The 22,058-nt window shown below is 47.9% G+C and carries 26 protein-coding genes; 7 read left to right on the top strand and 19 right to left on the bottom strand.

All coding sequences use genetic code 11. The features are described from left to right. Nucleotides 1-31 precede the first annotated feature (31 nt). Together QMA39_RS01985 and trxA are read right to left on the bottom strand one after the other, a co-directional pair. Entirely contained in the window at nt 32-628 is a 597-nt protein-coding gene (locus QMA39_RS01985) for a hypothetical protein (RefSeq protein WP_281657866.1), read from the bottom strand. A gap of 294 nt (nt 629-922) precedes the next feature. Next, nucleotides 923-1,237 carry a thioredoxin gene (trxA, locus tag QMA39_RS01980; protein ID WP_027953940.1) on the bottom strand — a complete coding sequence of 105 codons (315 nt, stop codon included), beginning with the start codon at nt 1,235-1,237 and terminating at the stop codon, nt 923-925. A 114-nt stretch (nt 1,238-1,351) separates the two neighbouring features. Between trxA and QMA39_RS01975 the strand changes: the two genes are divergently transcribed. Then, nucleotides 1,352-1,924: a CGNR zinc finger domain-containing protein gene (locus tag QMA39_RS01975; protein ID WP_281657865.1), complete on the top strand. Its 573-nt coding sequence runs from the start codon at nt 1,352-1,354 to the stop codon at nt 1,922-1,924. A 35-nt stretch (nt 1,925-1,959) separates the two neighbouring features. Here the strand turns inward: QMA39_RS01975 and QMA39_RS01970 are convergent, their stop codons facing one another. Beyond that, nucleotides 1,960-2,724 carry a DUF4397 domain-containing protein gene (locus QMA39_RS01970; protein ID WP_281657864.1) on the bottom strand — a complete coding sequence of 255 codons (765 nt, stop codon included), beginning with the start codon at nt 2,722-2,724 and terminating at the stop codon, nt 1,960-1,962. Nucleotides 2,725-2,858: 134 nt separating this feature from the next. Here QMA39_RS01970 and QMA39_RS01965 point away from each other — a divergent pair, with 134 nt between their 5' ends. Further along, complete coding sequence (locus tag QMA39_RS01965; protein ID WP_281657863.1) at nt 2,859-3,764, top strand: DMT family transporter; 906 nt, start codon at nt 2,859-2,861, stop codon at nt 3,762-3,764. 113 nt (nt 3,765-3,877) lie between these two features. On the opposite strand, the gene QMA39_RS01960 is transcribed toward QMA39_RS01965, so the two are convergent. Further along, a complete protein-coding gene (locus QMA39_RS01960) occupies nt 3,878-4,102 on the bottom strand; it encodes a hypothetical protein (protein ID WP_281657862.1) in 225 nt (74 codons plus the stop codon). A 343-nt stretch (nt 4,103-4,445) separates the two neighbouring features. Between QMA39_RS01960 and QMA39_RS01955 the strand changes: the two genes are divergently transcribed. From QMA39_RS01955 to QMA39_RS01945, 3 genes are all read left to right on the top strand, one after another. After that, a complete protein-coding gene (locus tag QMA39_RS01955) occupies nt 4,446-4,781 on the top strand; it encodes a hypothetical protein (protein ID WP_281657861.1) in 336 nt (111 codons plus the stop codon). Between the two features lie 51 nt (nt 4,782-4,832). Further along, nucleotides 4,833-5,012: a hypothetical protein gene (locus tag QMA39_RS01950; RefSeq protein WP_051254587.1), complete on the top strand. Its 180-nt coding sequence runs from the start codon at nt 4,833-4,835 to the stop codon at nt 5,010-5,012. A gap of 67 nt (nt 5,013-5,079) precedes the next feature. Beyond that, complete coding sequence (locus tag QMA39_RS01945; protein WP_035531243.1) at nt 5,080-6,579, top strand: potassium/proton antiporter; 1,500 nt, start codon at nt 5,080-5,082, stop codon at nt 6,577-6,579. 37 nt (nt 6,580-6,616) lie between these two features. On the opposite strand, the gene QMA39_RS01940 is transcribed toward QMA39_RS01945, so the two are convergent. The 12 genes from QMA39_RS01940 to QMA39_RS01885 form a co-directional block, all read right to left on the bottom strand. Then, nucleotides 6,617-6,943: a hypothetical protein gene (locus QMA39_RS01940; protein ID WP_281657860.1), complete on the bottom strand. Its 327-nt coding sequence runs from the start codon at nt 6,941-6,943 to the stop codon at nt 6,617-6,619. Nucleotides 6,944-7,019: 76 nt separating this feature from the next. Next, nucleotides 7,020-8,018, bottom strand: coding sequence for a potassium channel family protein (locus tag QMA39_RS01935; protein WP_035531241.1), 999 nt, complete (start codon nt 8,016-8,018; stop codon nt 7,020-7,022). A 428-nt stretch (nt 8,019-8,446) separates the two neighbouring features. Beyond that, on the bottom strand, nt 8,447-9,376 hold the full coding sequence (gene rbsB / locus QMA39_RS01930) for a ribose ABC transporter substrate-binding protein RbsB (RefSeq protein ID WP_027953930.1): 930 nt from the start codon (nt 9,374-9,376) through the stop codon (nt 8,447-8,449). 11 nt (nt 9,377-9,387) lie between these two features. Next, nucleotides 9,388-10,344: a ribose ABC transporter permease RbsC gene (gene rbsC / locus QMA39_RS01925; protein WP_051254585.1), complete on the bottom strand. Its 957-nt coding sequence runs from the start codon at nt 10,342-10,344 to the stop codon at nt 9,388-9,390. Beyond that, nucleotides 10,328-11,827, bottom strand: coding sequence for a sugar ABC transporter ATP-binding protein (locus QMA39_RS01920; protein WP_281657859.1), 1,500 nt, complete (start codon nt 11,825-11,827; stop codon nt 10,328-10,330). Before QMA39_RS01920 ends, rbsC begins: the two co-directional genes overlap by 17 nt. Nucleotides 11,828-11,841: 14 nt before the next feature. Then, nucleotides 11,842-12,234, bottom strand: a complete 393-nt coding sequence (gene rbsD, locus QMA39_RS01915; RefSeq protein WP_281657858.1) for a D-ribose pyranase — start codon at nt 12,232-12,234, stop codon at nt 11,842-11,844. Next, nucleotides 12,231-13,121 (bottom strand): ribokinase, encoded by an 891-nt coding sequence (gene rbsK / locus QMA39_RS01910; protein WP_281657857.1) that lies wholly within the window; start codon nt 13,119-13,121, stop codon nt 12,231-12,233. Before rbsK ends, rbsD begins: the two co-directional genes overlap by 4 nt. Continuing rightward, on the bottom strand, nt 13,118-14,104 hold the full coding sequence (locus QMA39_RS01905) for a LacI family DNA-binding transcriptional regulator (RefSeq protein ID WP_281657856.1): 987 nt from the start codon (nt 14,102-14,104) through the stop codon (nt 13,118-13,120). Before QMA39_RS01905 ends, rbsK begins: the two co-directional genes overlap by 4 nt. 296 nt (nt 14,105-14,400) lie before the next feature. Continuing rightward, nucleotides 14,401-14,895 carry a DUF4188 domain-containing protein gene (locus QMA39_RS01900; RefSeq protein WP_281657855.1) on the bottom strand — a complete coding sequence of 165 codons (495 nt, stop codon included), beginning with the start codon at nt 14,893-14,895 and terminating at the stop codon, nt 14,401-14,403. A gap of 1 nt (nt 14,896) precedes the next feature. Next, complete coding sequence (locus QMA39_RS01895) at nt 14,897-15,451, bottom strand: PadR family transcriptional regulator (protein WP_281657854.1); 555 nt, start codon at nt 15,449-15,451, stop codon at nt 14,897-14,899. Nucleotides 15,452-15,535: 84 nt separating this feature from the next. Continuing rightward, nucleotides 15,536-16,063, bottom strand: coding sequence for a DUF4269 domain-containing protein (locus QMA39_RS01890; RefSeq protein WP_281657853.1), 528 nt, complete (start codon nt 16,061-16,063; stop codon nt 15,536-15,538). Between the two features lie 68 nt (nt 16,064-16,131). Further along, nucleotides 16,132-16,623 carry a lactoylglutathione lyase family protein gene (locus QMA39_RS01885; RefSeq protein ID WP_027953922.1) on the bottom strand — a complete coding sequence of 164 codons (492 nt, stop codon included), beginning with the start codon at nt 16,621-16,623 and terminating at the stop codon, nt 16,132-16,134. A gap of 121 nt (nt 16,624-16,744) precedes the next feature. Here QMA39_RS01885 and QMA39_RS01880 point away from each other — a divergent pair, with 121 nt between their 5' ends. Further along, nucleotides 16,745-17,083, top strand: coding sequence for a helix-turn-helix domain-containing protein (locus QMA39_RS01880; protein WP_051254583.1), 339 nt, complete (start codon nt 16,745-16,747; stop codon nt 17,081-17,083). 48 nt (nt 17,084-17,131) lie between these two features. Here the strand turns inward: QMA39_RS01880 and QMA39_RS01875 are convergent, their stop codons facing one another. Next, the gene (locus QMA39_RS01875; protein ID WP_281657852.1) at nt 17,132-17,827 is read right to left on the bottom strand and encodes a DsbA family protein; all 696 of its coding nucleotides are present in this window, start codon (nt 17,825-17,827) and stop codon (nt 17,132-17,134) included. A 282-nt stretch (nt 17,828-18,109) separates the two neighbouring features. Here QMA39_RS01875 and brnQ point away from each other — a divergent pair, with 282 nt between their 5' ends. After that, entirely contained in the window at nt 18,110-19,486 is a 1,377-nt protein-coding gene (brnQ, locus tag QMA39_RS01870; protein ID WP_281657851.1) for a branched-chain amino acid transport system II carrier protein, read from the top strand. A gap of 643 nt (nt 19,487-20,129) precedes the next feature. On the opposite strand, the gene QMA39_RS01865 is transcribed toward brnQ, so the two are convergent. Then, a complete protein-coding gene (locus QMA39_RS01865) occupies nt 20,130-21,329 on the bottom strand; it encodes a DHHA1 domain-containing protein (protein WP_281657850.1) in 1,200 nt (399 codons plus the stop codon). Between the two features lie 193 nt (nt 21,330-21,522). Further along, a complete protein-coding gene (locus tag QMA39_RS01860) occupies nt 21,523-22,053 on the bottom strand; it encodes a YcxB family protein (RefSeq protein ID WP_281657849.1) in 531 nt (176 codons plus the stop codon). Nucleotides 22,054-22,058: the final 5 nt, after the last annotated feature.

Genomic DNA, 22,058 nt, shown 5'->3' with positions numbered 1-22,058 from the left:
TGAGAAAAGCCTTCTTTACTCGTAAGAGAGATTATACAGCGGAAGCCGTAGTTTCTGCTTCTTCACTTTCCTCTGTATCCGGGTCCTGACCGCGAGGCTTTATTTCAATGCCTAGTTCCTCAAGCTGGGCCTGCGCTTCCTCCTCTGTCAGTTCACCGCTTTCGACCTGCTCACGAATCTCATCCAACTGGGTGCGCTGTTCCTCAGTCAGGTCTGCGCCGATGCGATGACCTTTTCCACCGTGATGGCGGGGCTGCTCAATCCCGAGCTCCTCCAGCTCCGCTTTCGCTTCTTCCTTCGTCCATTCGCCTGCTTCCACCTTGGACTTGATCTCTTCCAGCTTTTCTTTGGTTTCTTCATCTAAGTCCTCAAAGTGGTGGCCGCCTTTTTGGAAGAAGAAGCGTTTCTGTTCCTGCAGCTTTTCAAGAACTTCATTTTCGCTCAGCTCCCCGTTTTTGAACTGCTGCAGCAGGCTGCGGATTTCCGTTTCACCGCTTTCCACCGATTCCTGCGCGGCTTCTGAACCAGTATCTGTTTCTGCATCCGTCGCCGCATAAGAAATTCCCGGGATTGCAATCGCCAATGCAAGAGCCCCTGTCAACGCTTTTTTTGAAAGTACGTTTTTCATGCCTTTACGTCCTCCTGTAGACTTCATGTATTTGGTACATGTTCATCATAAAAAAGAAATAAGTCAGGAAGATGTCAAAGCGAAAACTTTTTGCCGGACGTGTAGGTGCAGCCGATATCGGTCGGTCAGGCGGGTCTATCAGCCTTTTTCCGGATATATCAATTTTAATTAGAATATATCAACTAAATTCGTGATATATCGATTTTTTCCAGCCTATATCAATTAATTTCACGATATATCAATTTTTCACCATTTTTCCTATAAAAAAACGGAGGCCGAAGCCTCCGTTCCTCATTATTGGTGTTGATTCAATGTTTCAGCAAGTTCTTCTCTTGACTTGAAGCCAACTTTTTTGTCAACCAGCTCTCCGTCTTTGAAGAAAAGAAGTGTCGGGATGCTCATTACTCCATATTCCTGCGCAGTTTCAGGGTTTTGGTCAACATCCAGTTTTACGATTTTCGCTTGTTCGCCCATTTCAGCATCCAGTTCCTCAAGAACAGGGGCGATCATTTTACATGGTCCGCACCATGGGGCACCAAGATCCGCAAGGACAAGGCCTTCTTTGGTTTCATTTGCAAAGTTTGCATCGGTTACGTTTGTAACTGCCATGATATATTCCTCCATTTGCCGGCTATTTTATAACCTGTAAATATTTTTATTACGGTTAGAATATTAAGGTATGTTAAACTATAAGTCAATAGAAAGGATTCGGAGGTTTTTATGATGCAGGATCGGATGACACTTTCCCAATTTTCCTCTTATGTATTTATTAACTTTTTCAATACGATAAACAGCCACTGGGATCAGGCGAATGATTATTTAACGACAGAAGCAGAGGTGTATCAATGGCTTGATCTCATGTCTTACCACGGACTCCTCTTAGATCAGCAGGTGAAAGCTCTCAAACAGGAAGTCTTTCACACTAAGAAAATCCGCGATTTCCGTGATCAAAGCCGTTCATATTTTTACAGTAAAGAGAATGAAGAAGAATTCACACACATGCTGAGTGAATGGACGAAAGGATCGCTGCAGTTCATCTTCGAACAGGGGGCGCTTGTACCGGTACCTTTAAAAGGGGGGGCGGACGGGCTGCTGGCGCTCCTTGCCTATCAAATGCTCCATCATAAGGAAGCCGGTATTTGGGAGAAGATTTCCGCATGCCAGAACGATGACTGCCTGGCATTGTTCGTAAATCAAAAAGGGCGGCGTAAATGGTGTTCCATGGACGTGTGCGGCAACCGGATGAAAGCAAGGAAGCATTACAGCAAGAAAAAAGCCGGCCAGGCTTCTGAATAAAAAAAGGAAGCGTTCCTGATGAACGCTTCCTTTTTTTATGGCTGCAGAAAAATCGCTTCGAGCGGCGGCTGCTCACCAGCCAACCCGACCGCAACAGCCGTATAAGCTTCATTCGGATTCAAGGTTACCCCTGGCACCTCGAGAACCACCTGGTTCGTTCCAGCTACCCGGACCTCTAAATCAGCTGTTGTCGGTGGAACCGTGATATAGCGGGTCGCCCGGCCGAACGGGACATTTCTAAACAGGACATCTCCGCCTTTGACGGCTACATCCACAGCCGGTGCGTTTGGAGAAAGATGCCAGAAACGGACCTTGGCATTGCCGTACGCGGTGTGATCATTGTCGACGACCGGGATGATCTGAAGCTGATTGACTTTTCCAGCTGCAGCAACCGTATATTGACGATCAGCTTCAACAGCTACGTTCTGCGTCAATACAGGCTGTGAAGTATCACCAGCGGCATAGATATCTATGCGGTACTGTCCTTGAGGAACTTCCAAATACTCACTCTGCTGCTTATAAGGGACGTTTTCCAATATTTTCTGACCGTTCACATATACATCTACGTTCGGTGCATCCGGTGAAGCATGAAGAACTCTTACTTTTGCTGTACCCCCGCCACCTCCGCCCATGCCCATCCCTTCACTACGTTCACACATCACCCACTGCTGCATGCACTGCAGGTGCTTATGGTAATAGTGGATAGCCTTGTTCGGATCGATATACTTGTAATAATTTGAAAGCATATCATATTTCATTGCCTGCCACGCCAGCTGATCCGGATTTTCATTTGAATACATCGTGCCACTCCCCTTTCAAGAAATCCCCATTTTCATCTTATTCAGCAGATTCATGGACAGAACTATTTATCCCGGATGCCGTCTTACCTCGTTCATGGTAAAGTGGAGGATGGATATAGAAAGAAGGTGACGGTATGAAAAAGAAAGGAGCCTTGTTGGTATTTATCGGAGCGGCAAGTTTCGGTTTTACACCGATTTTTGTGAAGCACGGATTTGCTGAGGGGTATTCGCTCGGGCAGTTGAACATCGCGCAGATGATCATAGCGTTCGTTCTACTGTGGCTGTTGTCTTTCCCGCATTGGAAGGACATCCGGCATATGAAGTATTGCGACCGGCTCAAGGTGATGGGCGCGGGGTCGTCCGTAGGCTTAACGAGTATTTTTTATTACGGAGCGATGCAGTATATTCCCGCTTCCATGGCAATCGTCCTGCTCTTTCAATTTGTATGGATCGGAATGCTGATTGAATGGGTCTTTTTAAAAAAATCACCAGAAAAAGTGCACTTCGTCTCCCTTGCGATTACATTATCCGGGGTCATCCTGGCGTCCGAGGTTCTTTCGGGGGGCATGGGTGAGCTCCCTGCTGCCGGAGTGATCCTCGGCCTTTTATCAGCACTCTCCTATGCGGCGTTTATTTATACGAGTGGACAGGCCGCACCGGAAGTGAATTCCGTGCTCCGCAGCTCTTGGATGATAACAGGTTCACTCCTCCTCGTACTGATTGTATTTTCCAGGGACATTCCAACGTTTCCTGTCTTGGAAGGAGAGCTTTGGCTGATCAGCCTCGGCATTGCGATGGTTGGCGCCGTGATTCCCCCCTTGTTTTTCGCTGGAGGGGCCCCGCACATTTCTGCAAGGCTGGCCAACATTCTCAGCTCTGTAGAACTGCCGGTGGCCATTGTATCGGCTATGGTGGTGCTGAAGGAACAGGTGACCATTCTTCAGTGGACAGGCATCGGCCTGATTCTCTTTTCCATCGTTGTCAATGAAACCGGAGACAGGTGGTTCCGACACTCACAAAAAAAGAAAGCCGCTTCATAATCAGCGGCTTCCTCCCCTCTTATCTCTCCCTATCCGTCCTTTTATACCACAGACAGCCCTAAACATCCATATAAATCAGGAATCACCCCTATGCCTGTCCACTTCCACCGTTCTTAAAGAACACGTGTGACCGTCATCATGAACATCAGCACGGACATCACCATTTTACTCGCTGCTGTGATGAATGAACGATCCTTCCATTCTTTGATACCGTCACACATGAAAAAAATTGAACCTACTCCAATAAATATGGTGTAAACGACCGGAAATATATTCACAATTTTAATGAAAAGACCTATAGCCACCATAACTAAAATCACCGGCAGTAAATGACGCATTCAAGACTCTCCCTTTTTCACATCCGTCAATTTCCCTAACCTGTGGAGCACTTCGAATGTTCCCAAAAAGATTCCTGTGAAGATTACCATCACCCATAACGCGGTGAAGTTCGTCCATACGTTAAAAACCGAAAGCAAAAAAGCTCCATTCAAGACGAACAGGAACAAATAAATCATCCATCTTAACATGCGGATCCCCCCGGACATTTTTTCTCTGCCTTTCTATACGAATGAACGTTAAAGACGTTTCAACATGTCAGTAATTTCCCAGTTTCTTCTTCCATGACTTTGACCGGATCGATTGATATAATAGAAAGATCACCTGTTTGGAAGGAGGGAAAGGATGCGCCTGTTTTCTATCTTCATTTTAGGATGCATGCTGTTATTTGCAGCGGTTTTAAGTCCGCATGGGAAATTTCAGGAGCTTTCCTACAGCTGGTCTGACGATTTGAATATCGCGTCATCTGTTGAGCTGTCGGACAGTGAATCCGTATTTTTCCAGCCTCTATCCTTCCCTCTGCTCCCGGATCTGGACGACTTGGGATCTTCTATGTTTATACACGCTTCCCTTTTCTCATTTGTCCAATTCCGTGGACTTTTTGAGCACCAGGTGCTTGGTTTGCAGGGTGAAAACAGAGGATTTCTCATTGCCAGGCATACGAATTCAACCTATACATAAGCGCTCCTTTTTTCATGGATGCACATGATTCCATATAAAGGAGACAGCGCGTTGAAAAATTTTAAAGACACAGGGCTTTATGCCGTGGTCGTTCTATTTATTTATCTATGCTTTTTCGGTTTTGTCTGGCTCTTCGGTGCTCTAAACGGAGCGGACTGGTCCTCCTGGTGGGTCGGTTTTTCCTGGGACATGGTCAATACGAAAGAGCTGAAGCAGATCATAGGTTTGTAAAAGCGGGACCATGCTTGAAGTTTCAGGCATGGTCCTTGATCTACACATTGAATAAGGGAGTTATGGAATGTTTATTGAAGCTTTTGGAACGGATGCGTTTGTACTTATTACCGCGTTTTTACTTTTCAGCGGCATCATTGCTGCTAAATTTTCCAGCCGCTGGGGGCTGCCGGCGTTGATTCTGTTTATGATTGTCGGAATGATCATCGGCAGTGACGGACTTGGAATCATCTATTTCGATGATGCGGGAGTGGCCCAGCTGTTCGGGGTCTTCGCCCTCGTCCTGATTTTGTTCGAAGGAGGACTGCATACGAAATGGGCGACCGTCCGCTCCGTCGCCGTCCCTTCGTTGTCTCTCGCTACCATCGGCGTTGTCCTTACATCGACGTTAATTGGAGCGGCTGCTTTTCTTCTGCTTGACTTAAGCTTGATGGAGGGACTGCTGCTTGGGGCCATTGTCGGTTCGACCGATGCGGCCGCTGTATTTTCTGTGTTAAAAGAACGGAACATCAAAGCGAAAATGGGAGCGACCTTGGAAGCGGAATCCGGAACCAACGACCCGATGGCGGTCTTTTTAACTCTTTCCTTCATCGAGTTGATTTCCAATGAAGGCAGCTCCATCTGGATGCTCATCCCCACATTTTTCCTTCAGATGGGCCTGGGGCTCGTATTAGGTGTCCTGTTCGGCTGGACAGCCTCCTTCTCTATAAACCGCATCCGACTCGGATCAAGTGCACTTTATCCAATCTTATCGATTGCATTTGCGCTCTTGACCTACGGAATTACCGCGTTCGTCGGCGGAAGCGGCTTCCTGGCCGTTTACATTGCCGCGCTTGTTATTGGAAACCGGGAACTGACATACCGGTATTCCATATTTCAATTTAATGAAGGCTTTGCCTGGATGGCACAAATTCTCATGTTCATCATCCTCGGGCTGCTCGTCTTTCCGGACCAGCTGTTTTCATCCGAAGTGATGTATGACGGCATCATCCTGTCTCTGCTGCTCATCTTTGTTGCGCGGCCGGCCGCTGTCTTCCTTTCCTTGATCCGCCTCAACTATACGTTCAAGGAAAAATTGTTCATTTCATGGGCCGGACTGCGGGGAGCCGTTCCAATCGTCCTCGCTACTTTTCCGGTCGTAGATGGATTGAACAACAGTCAGACCTTATTCAACATCGTCTTCTTTATCGTGTTGACGTCAGCATTGATTCAAGGCTCGACGATCTCATGGATGGCGGACCGCTTAAACCTTGTCGGCCCGAAAAAAGATACCCCGCACCATTCCATCGAACTGATATCGATGGGGAAGGTGGCTGTGGAAATGATCCAGTATCAGACAAGCCAGGAATCAGCAGTGGTGGGAAGCCGGCTGCGGGACTTGTCTTTCCCGAACCATGCGAACATTAATGCCATCATTCGTGATAATCAGGTCATCACCCCTTATGGTGAAACAGAAATCAAAGCTGGAGACTTCCTTTATATTCTAGTGGAATCTAAATATAAGGATCAGGTGACAAAGGAGCTGGAGAGAACAGTCACTCCTATAAAAACCGGATCTGAATCATAGAAAAGGAGAGGGCCCCGCGGGCCCTCTCCTTTTCTATTTATTCCCCTCTGATTTCCACCTGGTTTAAAAATTTGTACACGAGGAGCTGTACCAGAATAAAGCCGATCCATAAGACCACCAGACTATTACGGTAAATAAAAACAGAGAGTTCATGGTCTCTATGCAGATCAAACAGGCTGTCTACAATAATCATTGTCCCAATCCAGCTGTAGATCAGACTGATGATGAAAAACAGCCACTTGTTTTTCCGATCGGTAATGATTGACTTTTCATATGTATACGACACAGCAAATAGAATGACTGCTGCCAGCAGATGGACAACGACCATGACCATCAGACCGGAATGGTTTAGTACAGGTAACATTCCTCCCCCCCCTTTCTTACGGAAAAACCCGGACCATTATCCCGTACCCAGCCGGATTTTTCAATACTCTAAGGGATCAGCAGAGCGCATCATACGTCTGTTTATCACAGACGACACGGATATGCGCCCCTTCAGGGAGCGGCTCATCCAAGTGTTTATAGATGTCCATGTTTTCTCCGACGGCGATGACATTGCCCCCTTGGGACGTGACATCCTCGACAACATCGCGGTATGTCTTCCATTCTTCTTTTCTTTCAATCTGGCGCAGATCATAACCGGACTCCCGGCTGATGAGCTGATTGAATAACCCGGAAACGCCTTTTTGGAATGAAGAGCGGACGAGCATACGGGAGACAAACTCATCGGATAAAACGACCTCATCTACTTTGCTGTGCTTGAACATCGGAACGTGGTCGCGGTCGAGCACCTCGACCGTTGTATGGACGTGAGGAGCATTCTTTTCCAGAGCTGCGGCAACGAGCAGCGAGTTGCCGTCGACAAGCCTCGAACTGTCCGAGCAGTCTGTCGCAAAAACGATCGCACTTTTACTGTTTTCAAGATTGGCTTTGTCAAGAACATCCTTTTTCATCGGGCTGCCGTTTATGTAATGGACACGTTTCATGTTCAGAGGTTCTTTTTCCACCTCATCGATAAGAACAATTTCTGTCTCTTTATCGGCCAGCAGGATTTCATCAATCGCCAGCGCCGCTTTTTTGGACCAGCCGACAATGACAATGTGGTCTTTACCGTGATAACTCAACTTCCCTTCCTCCTTCCGCTTTTTAAAAATCCCCATCGCATTGGCAATCAGGCTGATGACCACACCCAGCACACCGATACCGACAAGGTAAAGCAGCATTGCAAAATTTCTACCAGCGGTTGTTTGTGGGGAGATGTCTCCATAACCGACGGTCGATATCGTCGTCATCACCCACCAGAGGCTGTCATGGAAACTCGTGAAGGTTTCAGGCTCGATCCACATGATGGTGAACGTACTGCCGAAAATGATCAGGAAAGAGCCGATCAGCAGCGTCGTTTTATCAAGTCGGATAAATTTGATTAGAATATTACGCAAAGGACTCCCTCCTATCTCTGTGGTGCATCGTTTCATAGATTATTTCTCGTATTGAAAAATGAAACGCGCGTAAAAAAATCGTTCGTTTCGCAAGCTGAAGGAAAGAAAACGGCCCTGCCCCAACCGCTTTCGTAAGCCAGGTTCAATGGTTTCAAGGATCTGGCTATTCGTCAAACAGAGGCCGGTTGTCATCACTCCTACCTTCGTCCTATTTCCTGTCAGTATTACAAACCACATGGTAAAACACAAGTAAAAACAGAAAGAGACAGCCTTATGGCTGTCTCTTCAAGGTGGTTAGAAAATTCCTGACAGATTTTTCGTGAATCCAAAGTGTACAATGGTTCATGCGGGAACAGACTCACCACGAATAATCGGAACGTGAGCACTGATGCTGATCAGCTCCACTACCCCAAACGCAGGGGTTCCAGTTATTCGTCGATATTCTCTGTCGTTACGAGTTTCAAAGGAACCGGAATCGTTTCCTCTACTTCCTCTCCCTGCAGCACATCTGCTCCTGCCTGGACAGCCAGCGAGCCGATCTGTTCCGGCTGCTGAGCGACGGTTGCGGAAAGATTTCCGTTCTGAATACTCGTCATCGCATCTTCGTTTCCGTCAAATCCGACTACAAGTACATCACGGCCGGAGCTTTGAATAGCCTGATAGGCACCAAGAGCCATTTCATCATTGTGGGCAAAGACCGCTTCCAAATCCGGATTTCCCTGAAGAATGTTCTCCATCGTATTCAACCCTTCTGTACGGTCGAAATTCGCGGTCTGCTTAGCCGTCACATTCAACTGCTCATCGGCCACGGTATGGAAGCCGCTTCCGCGCTCCCTCGTTGCAGAGGCTCCGGGAACTCCTTCAAGCTCTGCCACTTTGGCGTCCTCCCCAAGCTGTTCCACAATATATTCGGCGGCCATCCTCCCACCTTTGGCGTTATCCGAACTGACGAGAGTGGCCACTTCCCCTTTTTCAGAAGAACGGTCCAGTGTAACGACAGGAATGCCGAGGCTGTTGGCAGACTGGACAGCCGTTGAAACCGCCGAAGAGTCTGTCGGGTTGATCAGCAGGACGTCGACTCCCTGCTGGATCAAATCCTCTACGTCGCTGACCTGTTTAGCTGCATCATTCTGTGCATCAACGACAACGACGTCCATCCCCTGTGCTTCTGCTTCCTTCTCCACCCCGTCTTTCATGGAAACGAAGAACGGGTTATTCAAGGTGGAAACAGACAATCCTACCTTAATATCTTCTGGATTTTTATTATTGTTCGGCTTGGCCCATTCCGGCGGCTGCAGGGAACAGGCACTTAGAAAAAGCAGGACTGCACCGATCATAAGTAAGAATCGTTTGTTCATGTTCATCCCTCCTAAGCTGATTTCTTACGGTCCATGAGGACAGCAATGATAATGACGACACCTTTAACGACCATTTGGAAAAAGGAGGATACCCCGAGCAGGTTCAATCCGTTGTTCAACGTTCCAATTATCAAGGCACCTATCAGTGTTCCAACGATCAATCCACGGCCTCCGGATAAGCTCGTCCCGCCAAGCACAACAGCAGCAATCGCATCCAGTTCGTAAGAGGTACCGGCAGTCGGCTGTGCTGAATTCAAGCGTGAGGTAAGAATCGCACCTGCAAGCGCAGACAATAGACCGGCTAAAGAATAGACAAGGACCTTTACACGGGAAACGTTAATTCCTGAAATAAACGCTGCTTTTTCGTTACCACCAATCGCATACGTACGACGTCCAAAAGGCGTTTTATGAAGAATCACCCAAAGAACAGCAAAAGCGAGCAGCATCGTCACCGCTGGTACGGGAATACCAAGGAAATAGCCGCGGCCGAACAGCTGAAACGCATAGCTGTCGCCAAGTCCTGTAATCGGGTTCCCGTCTGTATAGACAAGTGTCAGACCACGGAACATCGTCATCGTTGCCAACGTTGCAATAAACGGAGCCATCTTTCCTTTTGTAATCAACAGTCCGTTGACAGCCCCCATCAGCGCACCAAGCAGGCAGCCGATCAGAATAGCTAATATCGGATCAATGCCGGATACCATCATCCCGGCCATCAGGGCACTCGATAAAGCAAGAATCGATCCAACGGACAAATCGATACCGCCGGTGAGAATGACGAAGGTCATCCCGTAGGCAATCAGGGCGTTAATGGCAACCTGACGAAGCAGATTTAATAGGTTCAAAGGTTCCAAAAAGCTGGGGTTTATAATGGATACAACGGTAATAAGTACAAGAAGCCCGACCAGCGGCCCCAGCTTCTGCAGTGACTGGCCGATGCTGTTCGTTTTTTTAATGGCGTTCATCATGGACGTTCCCTCCTGTCGCAAATGTCATAATCTTTTCCTGTGTCGCTACCGACCGGTCCAGTTCACCGGCAACGGTTCCTTCGTGGACGACGAGAATCCTGTCGCTCATGCCGAGTACTTCCGGCAGTTCAGAGGAGACCATCAGGATAGCTACTCCACGATCGGTCAGCTCGTTCATCAACTGGTAAATCTCCCGTTTTGCCCCGACGTCCACCCCGCGTGTCGGTTCATCAAGAATCAGCACTTTCGGTCCGATGCCGATCCATTTAGCAATGACCACTTTCTGTTGATTCCCGCCGGATAAGTTCTTCGCTTCGGTTTGAGCGGATTCGGTTTTAATGGTCAGGCGCTTGATTAACATCTCCACAAACTCCAGCTCCCTGCCATCCTGGATAAGAGAACGTTTCGTGAAGCTTTTCAGGCTGGGGAGGGCGATATTATCTTTAATAGGGAAATCAAGCACGAGACCTTCGTCTTTTCTGTCTTCTGTAATTAACCCGAGTCCGAGTTTGATCGCCTGGCCTGGATTCTTCATAACGGCATGCTGGCCGTTCACATGGATTTCTCCCTCGTATTTCCCATCGAGTCCGAAAATCGTCCGCATGATCTCTGTTCTTCCAGCTCCCATCAATCCTGCAACACCTACAATCTCGCCGGACTTCACTTGAAAATTGACGTCCTGGAACACGCCGGGACGTGCCAGGTTTTTCACCTCAAGTACGGTTTCCCCCGGATTGGCCTTCCTTTCTGGAAAACGATCGGTGAGTTCACGCCCAACCATTTTGCGCACCACCTCATCAAAACTCGTATCCGGAATTGGTGTCGTATCAATGGTACGCCCGTCCCGCATAACGGTAATACGATCGCACACGTCAAAGATTTCCTCCATCCGGTGGGAAATGTAAACAATGGAAACACCGGAGGCTTTTAAGGAACGGATCACGCCGAACAACTTTTCAATCTCTCTGTCTGTTAAGGCTGCTGTCGGTTCGTCCATAATAATCACCTTGGCATCGGTCATGAGCGCCTTGGCGATTTCAATCATCTGCTGCTCCCCGACCGAACACTGTCCGGCATCCTTATGAAGCGGGATGGAAATGGAGAGCTTTTCAAACCGCTTCTCCGCAACCGCTTTCATTTTTCTCGTATTGATAATCCCAAAAGATGTAACCGGTTCCCGATTAATGAACAGGTTCTCCAGTACGGTCAATTCCGGCCAGACATTCATCTCCTGATGAATAAAAGCGATGCCGTAGTTTTCCGCTTCTTTTGGGTTGGAGAACGTTTTTTCCTGACTATCAATCTGGATTGTTCCTTTATCCTTTTTATGAAGACCGGTCAGAATATTCATGAGCGTCGATTTTCCTGCCCCGTTCTCTCCCATGAGGGCGTGGACTTCCCCTTCTTTGATTTCGATATCCACGCCTTCGAGCACTTTGTTCGATCCAAAGGCTTTATGAATGTGATTCATCGTAATATGCATCGTCTCACCCCTTTTTAGAAAATGACCCCGGCATGCAGGATACAGTTGGCATAAGGTGTCATTTCACCAGTACGGATCACTGCTTTGACATCTGTCAGCTCCTGCTTGAACGCTTCATGGGTACGTTCGTCCATCTCGACAGCTTTGAACATTTCTTTCATTTTCTGATGAACAGCCGGGTTGGACACCATCTCCTCCGCTGTTGTCACTTTTTCTACACTCATCTCTTCCTGAATGACCTGTACGACTTCCATAAACCCCGGTACTCCTTCTTTTAACGCAAGGTCGATCTTAAGTGTCCCCGGCGGAACCGGAAGGCCAGCATCAGCGATGGCGATCCGATCGGTGTGACCGAGATCCGCGAGCACTTTACTAATGCTGCTGTTCAAGATTCCATGTCTCTTCATGACTCCAGTCCCTCCTCAACGCTCTGACGTGACGGCATTCCGCCCTGGGCCCCGAAGCCGGTGACAGACAAGCTGGCCGCCCGGTTGGCAAAACGCAGGCTTTCTTCCATCTCTTTTCCTTCGGCAATGGCGACAGCAAAGGCGGCGTTAAAGGTATCACCCGCTCCCGTCGTATCGACGGCCTTGACCGGGAAGGACGGCACTAGAACTTCCTGTCTGCCATTGTGGTAGCGGACGCCGGCTGCGCCTTCGGTGATGAACAATTTATTCTGGTGTGCCTGCAGCACCTCTGATAAAGCCAGGCCACCGAATAATACAGCGGCTTCATGTTCATTTGGTGTCACGTAGCTGACTTGATCCAGGACCACTTCTGGTACAGGTCTTGCCGGAGCTGGATTTAACAATAAAGGCACGCCATAACGCGAGCACAGCTCTGCGGCATGAACAACCGTTTCTTCCGGCACTTCCTGCTGAATCATGACAAGATCACTATTCTTCAAAAGTTCTTCTGCTTTTTCAATATACTCCGGAGTGACATAGTCGTTCGCTCCCTTGACGACGACGATGCTGTTATCGCCTTCTGCTAAGATGATGTGGGCCGTTCCACTTCTTTCATGTGTAACCGATTCCACATAATCGGTGCGAACACCGTTTTTCTTCAGATTGGCTGTGATTTCTTCTCCGTAAGTATCTTCTCCTACACATCCGATCATATAGACGTCAGCTCCCAGACGGGCGGCTGCGACCGCCTGGTTCGCTCCCTTGCCTCCGGGCACAGTATCAAACGCTTTTCCTAATACGGTTTCACCTGCCTGCGGGCGTTTGTCAGAGGAAACGACAAGGTCCATGGAAGAGCTGCCAATGACAGCGATGGTCGGCTTTTTCATTCTTGATCATCCTTTCGTGTTGTATGTCGTTCGATCAATTCCACCGGCATTTGAATGGACCGGTGTTCCTGTTGAGGCTGTCCAATTCTTTGTATTAACAGTTCAGCCGCTTTTCTACCCATTTCATAAGCCGGCTGGCGGATGGTCGTCAGCGGCGGGTAGGACAGCCGGCTTTGTGGAATATCATCATATCCAATGATCTGCAGCTCCTCCGGGATGTTTTTCCCCCGCTTCAACGCTTCATGGACGATGGCGATGGCGACAATATCATTACTGGCAATGATGCCGTCGGTTTCAGGGAATTTCTGAAACAGCTCCTCAGCCCAGTTCAAAGCTTCTTCAAAAGCATAGGAGGTTGTTGACATGACGGAAAAATCCACGTCCGCTTCCCCGAGAACCTCCATGGCGCCCCGGTAACGGTCAACCGCGGGTTTAACGTGGGCAGGGCCTTTGACGAGCGTCACCCGCTGCGCCCCTTTTTTAATGAGGGTCTCTGCTGCGAGCCTTCCTCCTTCCCGGCCGTCTGCGTAGACAGCGGGATAACTGCTTGACGTACGGTCAAGCAGGACCAGCGGGAGGTCCAGTGACTGGTACATATCATAATCAACGTGGTTGGTCGCTGTAATCATGCCGACCACATTATTCTGAACAAAGGTTTGAATGTAGTCCATTTCCTTTTCGATATCCTCATCACTGTTCCCGAGCAGAAGACGGAAGCCCTGGCGACCGGCCTCATCCTCCACTCCTCTGGCCAGCTGAGGGAAAAATGGGTTTGTTATATCAGGAAGAAGCAGGCCGATCAATCTGGAGCCCCGCTTATAAAGCGACCGCGCCACTTCGTTGGGGCTGTAATTCAGCTCTTCAATAGCCGCCATCACGTTCTTCCTTGTTTCTGTTCCTACATAGCCATTATTATTCAACACACGTGATACTGTAGCAACAGACACCCCCGCATGTTTCGCTACATCTTTTATTGTTACCATAACTTCACTCCTGCATTGTGTAACCGGTTACATAGAACATAGCATAAAAGTTACAAAGATGGCAAGAACAAAATAAAAAACCCGGACCAGCTGATCCGGGATTCTTGATATTCATTACACACAGCTGATTATCTGTGCATGCTTTTCGGTCAGACTATGCGGTCACGTTCTGCTTATCAGTGGATGCCTGCCGCGGGCACGGCCTCATCACTGAACTCTCCTCGTGATCTCACCATGCGTTGAGCTGAAGGCACTTAAAAACGCGGGATTTCTCTACAAGCATGTAGGAGGGTTTTTCACCCTTTTGCGGCAGTGTGACTTTTTAAGCGCCGGCGCGCTGAAACGGTCTGCGGGCTGATTCCCGTATGACCGATGGCTTTAGCCAGCCCGAATTTCGGCATGTTTCCATAGATCGATTCAAACTGCCCCGGTTTCTGAAGATACGTTTCATGATAGATGCCGACTTCTTCTGTATCGCCGGCTAGTTGATAAAACTTCTTCCATGCGTGCCTGTGCTTTTTCCCATGGGCATAGTCCATCAAGGCTTCCTCTGATTCCCAATACTGCACCATCAGCACGGTCCGGCCTGTAAAGAAGTTCTCCATATCAAGAAATCCCATGTCTTTTTGTGTATACAGCTCCTTGATCATCGGCGGCATCGCCCGGAGCACAGGGAGCCATTTATGTACCGCCCGCCATTTATTGATCCTCATCCCGATGAGAAAAACGACAAACCCTTCCTCTCCTGCCGCTTCTGTCGTATAACGTCCTTGAAACACTTGTTTCCCCACGTTACTCCTCCTTCATTTCATCGATACGGGATTTTGTTTTCTCACACCATTCGACAGCTGCCTCCGTCGTTGCAAGGCCGTAATCCAGTGTAATGATCCAGAACGGCGCGTCTTCCGACGGACACTCCTCCCTCAGCAGCATTTCTTTGATGCTCTGATACGTATGCTGCTTCTTATACAGCTTTTCCCTGTAGCTTTCCAACTGATGAAGAATGACTGATTTCTCCTGATTCCGGCTGAAAAACAGCTTCAGCAGCAGTTCATTTTTCTCCACCGGAAGATCTTCCACCGGTTTCATCAACCAGGAGCGGAGCTCATCTTCACCGGACGGAGTTATGATGTACTCCTTCTTATCCGGCCGGCCTTCCTGTGAGGTGACTTTAACGTCGGCACATCCCTCCTCCACCAGTTTCTTAAGCGTCGGGTAAATCTGCCCGTAGCTGATTTTCCAAAAATGATTCAAGCTCCCATCCATCATCTGCTTCATCTCATAGCCTGTGTGAAATCCTGCTGTCATCAAGCCAAGAAGGGCATAAGGGGTATGGTTTTCCTTCATAAGCTTCTCCTTTTATATCAATATGATATATATCTATTTGATATAATTATAAAACAGAACGCCCGCAGAATAAACAGAATATTTTCAAATCCACCCCTTCTTTTTCCCATAAGCAAGCAGCCCTTCATATGGATCTCCTTCTATTTCTAATTGATCACAGAATGCTGCTTCCGTGGAAAAGCCGTCTTTCTTTTTCTGAAGAATGATGAGTTTGAGAGAAGGATCCTCCCGGAGGATACGGTATTCAATGAACATGTGAAGCCAGGCATTCTGCTCGGTCACCGGCTGATTTTGAGCGAACAGCTCCCACTCCAATCCCGCATACCGGAAATTGGCTTTTGCGATCTTACGGCCTCGTATGTATTTTTCAACGGTTTTAAAATTGGAAAAATCACCATACAGACACTCCCATTTCTTTATTAAAAGGGAAAGATCTTTTGTCTGCATGATGACATCAACGTCGGAATCCTCCAAATCAATCCCGAGTGGAATGGTTCCACAGATGACCGGGTGGTTTTCCTTGAATTGTGCAGCGATGTTCAGTTCGTGAAACAGCTGAAGGACGTGCCGCTGCTTCTCAGACCCCTTTCTTAGTAGATCCATCACATTCATCAGAATCCCTCCTTCTCCTTACCATAAAAAGAAACGCCCCTGTCTACAAGGACAAGGGCGCCCGTTTATTAATAAGCTCCGTCAGAATACGTCAGCTCATAGCTGTGGGAGTAAATTTCAAAAATGTTGCCGAACGGATCTTCAACATAAACCATCCGGTACGGCTTATCTCCAGGATAGTATTCACGAATCGGCATGCGCTGCTTTCCGCCGTGGGCTTTAATTTTTTCAACCATGCCTTCCACATCCGGGTCCTGGATGCAGAAATGGAAAATGCCTGTCTTCCAGTATTCAAAATTATTTTCCGGCTGCTCGTTCTCCGGGAATTCGAACATCTCGACACCGATACGGTCACCTGTAGCGAGGTGGGCAATGCGGAACTGCTCCCAGTCGTTTCCGAAGACGTCACGGCACATCTGGCCGATCGCTGTGTCATCATTTTTCACTTCTGAAGGCTCCATAATGACATACCAGCCAAATACCTCCGTATAAAATTTAACAGCTTCATCTAAATTCGGGACAGAAAGTCCAATATGGGAAAAAGATCTTGGAAAAGTCATCATTGTTAATTCCTCCTTGTTTTATTTCCTTTACAAATTCCATTATAGTTAGATTTAGACGTTTGAGAAGAACGCACTTTAAAGTAAGAGGCTTACCAAAAGGTTAGAAAGGAGCCCGTTTATGAAGGCACCGATGGACGATAATGGAAAGCTTAAATGCTCCATTGAATATACATTGAAAAAGATCGGCGGCAAGTGGAAAACCGTCATTCTCTGGCACTTGAGCGTAGACGGCACGCTTCGCTACAACGCTTTGAGGAACCTGCTTCCCGGCATTTCCCATAAGGTGCTGAGCCAGCAGCTGAAAGAACTGGAGGAGGATGGATTCATCATCCGCTTCCAATATGATACCGTCCCTCCAAAAGTCGAGTACTCCATAACAGATATGGGGAAAACGTTGATGCCGATTCTTGAACAGATGCATAAGTGGGGGACCACCTATGGAGATTTGGAACCATAAAAAAACCTGCAGCAAGGCCTGAACTTAGCCTGCTGCAGGTTTTTCTTTTTATTCCGATTTTGCTTCCTCAACCATTTGAACAAGGTCATCGATGGAGCTGCCTTCGAACTTTTCACCATTAACGAAGAGTGTCGGCGTTCCAGTGACATCCCAGTCACCAGCCCAGTCAAGGTCACGGTCAAGCGCTCCTTCTCCGGCCCCATCCTGATAGGTGGTAAGAACAGACTGTGCTTCTTCTTCACTAACGACTTCTGCGAGTGTATCATATAAGTAATCTTCGGTGTAAACTTCCTGCTGCTCGGTTCCCGGCTCCTGCTTTTCATACATCAATTCATGAAATTCCCAGAATGTCTCGTTTCCAAGCTCCTCATAAACGACTTCAGCAAACTCAGCAGAGCGGTCGGAGTCAGCGTTGATAAATGGATATTGAATAAAGTAAAATTTCACATCACCGGTTTGTATCAGCTGCTCATCAATCAATGGAAAGAATCCAGACTCAAAATCCTTACAGTACGGACACTTATAGTCCCCGAATTCTACAATATTTACTTCTGCGCTCTCTTCACCTAAGTATGGCTGATTTTCATAACGATCCGCTGTATCTTCACTTGACTGGCCTCCGCTTAATAAAGCAATGGCGCCAATCACAATGACAACGGCGGCTGCAACAGCCATCCAAATCCACGTTTTTTTCATTTTTGTTTCCTCCATGTGTACGATTTCAGGCGTCTGCCATTCAACCACGATGACCCGCCTGGATGATCCCCATATTTTCCGTACATTCGGAAAAATCTCCTACGGAAATATCATGCATGACCACTCTGCGAAAGTCAAAAAAATCATCTAATATCGAGGGCAGAAACGGGTCTCTATCCAGTTCATTCCAAAGAAAACGATGCCATTTTTGAAAAAGACAAATAATTTCAACGAATTGCGGTAAGCCTATTGTTCCTTCCATCGATTCTTGGTAGGATAATCTTTATTCGTTCAGCGAATGACGACTACATCGAAGAAAGGAACATGCATATGCAACAACGAACTTCCATTTCCACCTACATCATGATCGGAACCATGCTGTTCGGGTTATTTTTCGGAGCTGGGAACTTGATTTTTCCGATTCAGCTTGGACAGCTTGCTGGAACTTCCTTCTGGCCGGCTTTGATCGGTTTTCTCGTCACAGCCATCGGACTTCCGTTCATGGGTATCCTTGCCATCGGCTTATCCGGGAGCAGCGGCCTTCACGACTTGGCCAGCCGGGTCCACCCATTATTTGGAACGGGGTTTGCTCTTTTATTATACTTAACCATCGGACCGTTTTTTGCGATTCCAAGAACAGCTACCGTCCCATTTGTCGTTGGATTTGAACCTTTCCTTGACCAAGGATCAGCGACTATCTGGCTCGGCGTTTTCACCTTTATCTTTTTTGCGGCGGCCTACTACTTTTCTCTGAATTCGGCAAAAGTGATGGATATCGTCGGGAAGTATCTGACTCCGACCTTTTTACTGTTCTTATCCATTCTTATCGTTACAGCCATCATCAAGCCGATGGGAAGCTTCGGTGCCCCAACAGGAGATTATGAAGCCATGCCGTTTATGACCGGCTTCAAGGAAGGCTACAACACGATGGATGCGCTCGGCGCTCTCGCTTTCGGCATTGTGGTCATTCATGCGATCCGCCGTCTTGGGATTACCGACTCAAAAGCGATTGCGAGTACAACGTGGAAATCCGGATTGTTTGCCATGAGTTTGATGGCACTGATTTACGGATTGATTACGTATATGGGGGCATCCAGTACAGCAGCCGTCGGACAGTTTGAGAACGGCGGATTGACCTTTGCAGCGGTCTCTCAGTTCTACTTCGGATCCTATGGTTCCATCCTGCTTGCCTTGATCATCATCCTGGCCTGTTTGAAAACGTGCATTGGTCTGATCATTGCCTGCAGTGAATTTTTCCATACGATCTATCCGAAAGTCAGCTATAAGACGTTCGTCCTTGTGTTATCCCTGTTTTCCTTTATCGTGGCAAACGTTGGGCTGACGAATATCATCGAGTATGCGGTTCCTGTACTGATGTTCTTATATCCGCTGGCCATCGTTCTTATTCTGCTCGGTCTCAGCTCTAAAATGTTCAACCATAAGCGGACCGTTTATGCTGGAGCCATGGGGCTAACCTTTTTCGTCAGCATCATAGATGGATACAACGCCCTTGTGGGGACTATCCCATCAATTGCCACCCAGTGGCTGGAATCGGTCAACAACCTCTATGCAACCTACCTTCCGTTTTACGATATCGGCCTTGGCTGGATACTGCCGGCCGTGATCGGAGGATTGGTCGGTTATTTTTGGAAGAATCATCACGTCCAGCCTTCCAAGACTATGCAGACAGAAACGATTCAATCATAAAAAGAAGCGTACCTGATCCTTTCCAGGTACGATGGCTGTAGAAAAAGCCTGTGCTAATCAGGTAGAGTTATCCATTTGTCGTGGGAAGGGTCACTTTCCGCTTATCGGTGGATGAATGCCGCGGGCACGCCCTCAGCTAACTTGGTCAGGAAGGTCGCCTGCCCAAGTGGATCTTCGGCCCGTGCTGTTCCCGCAGGCATCACCAACGAACGCTCCTCGTGGCGACGTTGGAATATAGAGGAGAGATTGTGCACGAAGCAGGTTCGCAGATTCAAAAGAACGGCATGGGCTGCGCTGTTGCGCACTTGCGTGGAAAAGAAAAAGGGAAGGAACAGCCGCTGATACGGCTGCCTGCCGGAATATAAAAAAGACTCTCCTCCATCCAGCAAGGTTGAGCTGGGTGAAGGAGAATCTTTGTCGATGTTAAAGAACCTCCAAGGAGCGGTGCCCCTTCCACTCCTGCGGAAGAACGAGTGGTCCGAGATCTCCGAGCGTGGGTTTTGCGAGGAAGCTCGGGCGCGCGTCCGCGGAAAGGGAAGGGGCTTTCGCTCCTGGCGGTAAGAAAGATAAAAAGCTTGTAAAGAAACAGGGGGTTCTCTACAAACTGCGTACCTGATCTTTTTCAGGTACGCTTCTTTTTTATTTATTCAGCAGGAGCAAGCAGCTGTTCCTTCACTTTTTCAGCAAATGCTTCACCGGACATCAGGTTCTGGCCGCCTCCCTGGACAAAGTGAGGCCGGCCACCTCCCTTGCCTTCAATCAGCGGCATCACCTGTTTGGCGACAGCATTCATATTACCATCGAGGGATTCTCCTCTTGCAATAACAAATTGAAGCTGATCTTCCTGCTCACTCACAAAGACAACCCGATGGTCAGAGGTCTGCTTAAGCACGGCCTGAGCCAGAGACTGCAGGACCTTAATGGAACGATTCTTGTACACATTCACGATGATCTTATCCGCCCGATGAGCGGCTGCCAGCTCTGAAGCTTCGTAAGATAACAGCTCCTCTTCCAGTTCAGCGATTTGTTTATCTTTTGCCTTGTGGGTTTGGATGAGAGACTTCACCTCATCAACAAGCTCCGCTTCCGGCCGTGAGATCAGCTGCTTGACCCCTTGGATGATCTGGTGTTTGTCTTCAAGCTGCTTCAAAACACGATCGCCGCAGACAAATTCCAGACGGACCTGCCCTTTGTTCTTCGTCCAGCCGAGGAATTTCACCATTGCCACTTCCGCAGTCGATGATGGATGTGTACCGCCACAGCCGCTGTAATCGATCTCCGGAATAATGACAAGACGCACGTCCCCTTCCACACTTAACGATTTGCGAAGTGGATAGGTGTCTGCTTCTTCCACCGTCACCCATTTCGTGTCAATCGGATAACCAGCGCGGATGACCTTATTGATTTTCGCTTCTGCTTCCTTCATGACGGCTTCACTAAGTTGAGGGGTATCCAGGTCGATGGTAACCGTATCGTCACCCAAATGAAAGCTTGTCGTTGGAATCTGGTAATCATCATGGAAAATGGCGGATACGATGTGCTGTCCGCTGTGCTGCTGCCGATGGTCATTCCGCCGCTGTTCATCCACAATGCCATGGATACCTGTGTCTTCCAGTGGCAGAGCTTCAGCCAGGTAATGACGGATCACCCCATCTATTTCCTCGACATCAACAACAGTGGTCCCGTTCAATGTGCCGGTATCGTGAGGCTGACCTCCTCCTGTCGGATAAAAGGCCGTCTCTTCAAGAACCGCGTACGGTCCACGGTCATCCTTTCCGGTTTCTTTTACATATGTATGAAAACTTGTAAGATACGCATCTTCGTAATACAATTTCTTTGTCATCGTTCTTCCTCCTGTCTATCCCCTATCGTACCATGAGCGCCTTTTGCTTTGCATGAATACCAGTATTTATGTAAACTCAGACTCTGATTCCAACAGTCCAAATATATCATGATCCACGTACGTTTTCCCTAGCATCTCTGCCTCCCAGATCCGTCCTTCATATGCAAAACCGAGCCAGTCGATACTTTCCCATCTATCCTTTTTTCAGATCCACTTTCGTTCTGCTTCCCGCAAACTCATCCAAAGCCTTGCGGTAATTAACCACCTGCTCTTTAGATGAAAAGAAATGCTTCGGCACAATAAAAATTTTCGTGCGGTAAACGGATAAGAAGAAATGCTCTTCTCTTTCCATAATAGAGGTGAGTTCATCCCACTCCAGTAATAAATACGCGTTTTTTCCCTTCTGAATAACACCCTCTGAAGATAATTGATAAGTGATGGGTGATTGTAAATGCCGGTTTTTCGCATAAGTTAGACGTGTGGTCATATAGACGAATAACCGGCATAACAGCCAGAGGAAAAAGGTATACAATAAAGCTTCCATTACAGAAAACACAATGTTGACCAGCCAGTGTCCCTGAGACCATGAGATAAAGAATCCCGTTAATAATAAAAAAGAGAATAAGGCCACACGCTTTATTGATCTTTGCATTTTCAACCGCATAAACGTGTGGACATCCTTAAACGTTAATACCCCTTGAACTTCTGTTTCTATGTTCTCCATACAAC

The sequence above is a fragment of the Halobacillus sp. Cin3 genome (assembly GCF_947311855.1).
Taxonomy (GTDB): domain Bacteria; phylum Bacillota; class Bacilli; order Bacillales; family Halobacillaceae; genus Halobacillus; species Halobacillus kuroshimensis.
The sequence above is the reverse complement of the archived record's forward strand: the minus strand, read 5'-3'. Positions and strand labels throughout refer to the sequence as shown.